The 4,690-nt window shown below is 42.4% G+C and carries 4 protein-coding genes; all 4 read right to left on the bottom strand.

What is annotated here, in order from left to right:
• A partial coding sequence (gene murD / locus AAGC65_RS25060) for a Mur ligase family protein (protein ID WP_343115196.1) occupies nt 1-617 on the bottom strand: 617 nt, incomplete at its 3' end.
• Between the two features lie 58 nt (nt 618-675).
• Entirely contained in the window at nt 676-1,917 is a 1,242-nt protein-coding gene (gene mraY / locus AAGC65_RS25055) for a phospho-N-acetylmuramoyl-pentapeptide-transferase (RefSeq protein WP_343115195.1), read from the bottom strand.
• Nucleotides 1,918-2,042: 125 nt separating this feature from the next.
• The gene (locus AAGC65_RS25050; RefSeq protein ID WP_343115194.1) at nt 2,043-3,503 is read right to left on the bottom strand and encodes a UDP-N-acetylmuramoyl-L-alanyl-D-glutamate--2,6-diaminopimelate ligase; all 1,461 of its coding nucleotides are present in this window, start codon (nt 3,501-3,503) and stop codon (nt 2,043-2,045) included.
• Nucleotides 3,500-4,690, bottom strand: a 1,191-nt coding sequence (locus AAGC65_RS25045; RefSeq protein ID WP_343115193.1) for a penicillin-binding transpeptidase domain-containing protein, incomplete at its 5' end; no start/stop codon positions are given. The genes AAGC65_RS25050 and AAGC65_RS25045, both read right to left, overlap by 4 nt.

Here is a 4,690-nt window from a genome sequence, read left to right as displayed (position 1 = left end):
TTTTCCAGCTTATAATCATACCTGTCTAAATGGTCAGGCGTAATATTGAGCAAAACAGCAATATCTACTTTAAACTTGTACATATCATCCAGCATAAAGCTGCTTAACTCCAATACATAATATTCAAACTTTTCGGTAGCTACCTGGTAAGCGAAGCTTTTACCGATATTACCGGCCAAACCTACATTCAACCCTCCGTTTTTCAGGATATGGTAGGTTAAGCTGGTGGTAGTGGTTTTACCGTTTGAACCGGTAATGCCTATAATTTTAGCATCGCAATACCTGCCTGCAAATTCAATTTCAGATATAACCGAAATTCCTTTTTCACGGAGTTTTTTAACTATGGGAGCTTTTTCAGGTATACCCGGACTTTTTATCACTTCAACCGCGCTTAATATTTCGGCTTCGGTATGTTGGTTTTCCTCGAAAGGGATGTTCCAGTCCTGAAGTTGTTTTTTATAATGATCGGCAATAGCTCCAAAATCAGATATAAAAACATCATAGCCCTGCTGTTGGGCAAGGTATGCCGCACCAACACCACTTTCGCCGGCACCAAGAATGGCTAACCTTTGAGCTCGGAGTGATGAGTTCTGAGTTTTATGTTCTGACTGAGTCATTGTTCTTTTATACTATGTTTTTATCTTATATCTTGATTCTTGTATCCTGATCCTAACTCTACCTCAACTTCAACGTTATGATAGTTATAATGGCCAGTAGTATACCAATAATCCAGAAGCGGGTTACGATCTTTGCTTCGTGGAAACCCTTTTTCTGATAGTGGTGATGCAATGGCGCCATTAGAAATATCCGCCTGCCCTCGCCTGATTTTTTCTTGGTGTACTTAAACCACCCTACCTGCATAATAACCGATATATTTTCGATCAAAAACACACCACATAATACAGGCAGCAACAATTCCTTACGTATCATGATAGCAAATACCGCTATGATACCACCTATGGCCAAACTGCCGGTATCGCCCATAAATACCTGGGCCGGATAAGAGTTGTACCATAAAAAGCCTACACATGCCCCAACAAAGGCACCGGCAAAAATCACCAGCTCGCCCGAGTTTGGAATAAACATAATGTTCAGATAATCGGCCATAGCGATGTTACCCGATACGTAAGCCAGTATAGCCAGTGTAATACCTATAATAGCAGAAGTGCCCGTAGCCAACCCATCAATACCATCGGTAATATTGGCTCCGTTTGATATGAAGGTGATGATCACGATCACAAAGAACAGGAACACTACCAGCGCATACTCCTCATAACCTGCACCTAAAAACTTAAGTACCTTAGCATAATCAAACTCATTGTTTTTATAAAAAGGCATGGTAGTTTTGGTCGACCGCACATCCTGCGTGTAAACCGGGTTATCTTTTTTCATATGAAAATCAACCGGAACATCAGCCCTCACTGGTAATTTCACTTCCTGCCTGATCACGATATCGGTATTGAAGTACATTGTCCAACCAATGATGAGCGCCAGGCCTACCTGTCCAATGATCTTGAATCTGCCTGCTAAACCTTCCTTATTTTTTCTGAATACTTTGATGTAATCATCTAAAAAGCCAATGGCACCCAGCCATACGGTGGTAATAAGCATCAGGATCACATAAATGTTCTCCAACTTGGCAAATAGCAGTGTTGGAATAAGGATACCCAGCAAAATGATGATACCACCCATAGTAGGTGTACCTGATTTTTGCATTTGACCTTCCAAACCCAAATTTCTTACTGTTTCACCAACCTGTTTAAAACGCAGGTAATCAATTAACCGACGACCATACACCGTAGTAACCAGTAACGATGTTATAACTGCAAGCGCCGTACGGAAGGTGATATACTGAAATACCCCCGCTCCCGGAATGCTGTAGTTTTTACTTAGATATGTAAATAAATAATATAACATCGTTCTCTTTTAATGTGGTTTATGCTTTGATTATTTCTTGTTGTTATTATATTAATTAGTTGATGAAATTATGTTTCCTGAAATATTGATGATGCGCTTCCTCACTCATTTGCATATTCGCACATCTACAGCATTAATTTAAATTGTCCCTCCAACTCCTCCATATCATCAAAGTGATTTTTCACTCCGTTTATTTCCTGGTATTTTTCGTGGCCTTTGCCGGCAACTAAAATAATATCGCCCGGATTGGCCAGCATGCAGGCTGTTTTAATAGCCTCGTGCCTGTCCACAATACGTACGGTATGTCTTTTAAAAGCAGGGTCAACACCCTCTTCCATATCCTTGATGATCTGCGTGGGATCTTCCGAGCGTGGATTATCAGAGGTCAATATCACTTTATCGCTCCATTCGCTGGCTACTTTTGCCATGATAGGGCGCTTGGTTTTATCTCTGTCGCCGCCGCAACCTATTACCGTAATCACCTTTTCATTACCCTTGCGGATATCATGAATGGTGCTCAGCACGTTCTGTACAGCATCCGGAGTGTGGGCATAATCAACTATGCCAATTACTTTATTAGGTGCTGCTATATATTCAAACCTGCCCTCTGCACCGGTAAGCTTGCTCAGGCTGGTTAGTACTTTGGCCTTATCCTGATCAAGCAGCATAGCAGTAGCGTAAACAGCCAGCAGATTGTAGGCATTAAATGTGCCTACCATTTTAAACCACACTTCCTCATTATCTATATGCAGTAGCAGTCCGCTAAACTGGTTTTCCAATATGCGGGCCTTATAATTAGCCATAGATTTAAGGCCGTAAGTTTTTTTGTGCGCCTGTGTATTTTGCAACATCACATTGCCGTTTTTATCATCGCTGTTGGTAAGCGCGAAAGCACTTTTTGGCAAGCCATCAAAAAACGTTTTTTTAGCTTTTAAATAGCTGTCGAAAGTTTTATGATAATCTAAATGATCGTGTGTCAGGTTGGTGAATATGCCACCCGAAAACAACAGGTTATCAATACGGTGCTGTACAATGGCATGCGAGCTTACTTCCATAAAGCAATAATCACAACCTTGTTCAACCATTTGAGCCAGCAAACTATTCAATTCAATAGGATCAGGTGTGGTATGGGTTGATGGTATCACCCGGCCATTGATCTGATTTTCAACTGTCGACAACAAGCCGCATTTATAACCCAGATCACGAAACAGCTGATACAGTAAAGTAGCTACTGTTGTTTTACCATTGGTACCGGTTACTCCAACGAGTTTAAGCTGCTCAGATGCCCTGCCGTAAAAATTTGCGGCAACAATGCTTAGGGCTTTTCCTGAATCGGCCACCATTAAATAATCAACTTCACCTGCGGTATGGGCCGGCAGCTCTTCGCAAATAACAGCTATTGCGCCGTTTTTTACAGCCTGGGTAATATAATCGTGCCCATCTACCAGCGTACCTTTTACCGCAACAAATAAAGCACCTGGTTTTACCTGTCTTGAATCAAAAGTTACCGAAGTAATTTCCACGTCGGCACTTCCTTGTAGTTCAGTGAAGGCCAGTCCATCCAATATATCACTTAAATACTTCATTCCAGTTCTATTGTTACTCGTGAACCCTTAGGTATTAAGCTGCCACCTGTAACCGACTGTGTGGTTACTACGCCGCTGCCGCGTACCGTTACTTTATAACCCGCGTTGCCCAGTACATAAAGGGCATCGCTTAAACCCATTCCCGTTACCGACGGAACTGTGCCGTTCTTATACTTAACTTCTTCAAAAGGGATACCGTTACTGGTATCCACTCCACTGCCTGCGGCATTAGCCGATGCATATAATGGTTTTACACCCAGTTTGGTATAAACCTTTTTTAAGGCGGTTAAATTTCCCTGTTTTACCTTTGGTAAGCTTGTGTTACCTACCAGATGCGTTGCCGGGCTTTGGTTTATTTCCATATCATTGGCATAAACCCTATCGGCCACTTCCCTGAAAACCGGGCCTGCCACCAAGGCCGCCAGATAAACGCCATGCGGGTTATTCACCACCACGATCATGGAATACTTCGGATGATCTGCCGGGAAATATCCGCAGAACGAAGCCTGATATGTTTTATTGGCAGTATAACCCTTACGACCATCGGCCACCTGCGCGGTACCAGTTTTGCCGGCCACGCTGTACAACTTATTCTTAACTACATTCTTAGCTGTTCCATTAAGAACAACCCCCTCCAGCATGCCTTTTATTTTACCCAGGGTAACGTCCGAACAAACCTGCTCATTAATAACCCGGGCCTGAAACTGCTCAATAGGATTACCCAAACGACGAATTTCACGCACAAATATGGGCGCTATCATTTTGCCGTTATTGGCCACCGAATTATAAAAAGCCAGCATTTGCAGCGGCGTCATATTCATCTCATACCCGTAAGCCATCTCAGGCAGGGTATAATTTTTATTCCAGCTGCGGTTTGATGGGTTTTTAATAACCGGTTTACCTTCACCCGCAATTTGCAGCTGCAGTTTTTCATTTAAATGATAGCTATACAGCTTATTGATATACTCCCACGGATTACCGCTATAATATTTGGTGACCAGTTTTGCCGCAGCCACATTTGATGATTCTTCAAAAGCGCGTTTAACGCTCATTTCGTAATTATCATGCTCGGTATCGGTAATGGTTGGCCCTTTCGGGAATTTATATTTGCCACCCTCAGCATTTACAATGGTACTGGTATCAATTTTATGCTGATCAAGCAAGGTCATGTACGATGCCAGCTTAAA

Source organism: Mucilaginibacter sp. (assembly GCF_039207105.1).
Lineage (GTDB): Bacteria > Bacteroidota > Bacteroidia > Sphingobacteriales > Sphingobacteriaceae > Mucilaginibacter.
This window is presented reverse-complemented; position numbering and strand designations above follow the sequence as displayed.

Bases quoted from the DNA above. Each gene is read 5' to 3' on its own strand.
- mraY (WP_343115195.1), bottom strand. From the start codon at position 1,917: ATGTTATATTATTTATTTACATATCTAAGTAAAAACTACAGCATTCCG.
- AAGC65_RS25050 (WP_343115194.1), bottom strand. From the start codon at position 3,503: ATGAAGTATTTAAGTGATATATTGGATGGACTGGCCTTCACTGAACTA.